Source organism: Paraburkholderia sp. SIMBA_030 (genome assembly GCF_046535245.1).
In the GTDB taxonomy this organism is placed as follows: domain Bacteria; phylum Pseudomonadota; class Gammaproteobacteria; order Burkholderiales; family Burkholderiaceae; genus Paraburkholderia.
The window spans coordinates 1-269 of sequence record NZ_JAWRXB010000625.1 but is presented as its reverse complement, the minus strand read 5'-3'; the positions used below and the strand labels follow the sequence as shown (position 1 = coordinate 269).

Sequence of the window (269 nt, the reverse complement as noted above, 5' to 3'; positions counted from 1 at the left end):
AGTAGCGAGCCGAAAATTACCCGTCCATTATCCCTGAAAAAAATCCGTGATGATTATTTGCGCGATAGTCAGCCTCGTGAAGGCTATAGACGAGATACTGCGCGTGATATTCAGCCGCGCTATGAGAGCTTACGTCTACAAAAACAAGGTCAATCGCCACTACTACAATCACCAACAAAGTCTAACAATAACTCTCAAGATAAAAGCTCTCAAGACCAAAGCTCTCAAGATAGAACAGCTAACGCTAACTCGTCTTTACACGAGCAAAT

General features: G+C 43.1%; 1 protein-coding gene. It reads left to right on the top strand.

The window, feature by feature from the left end; translation table 11 throughout:
* Window positions 1-269, top strand: a 269-nt coding sequence (locus tag SB772_RS41460; RefSeq protein ID WP_410838706.1) for a hypothetical protein, incomplete at both ends; no start/stop codon positions are given.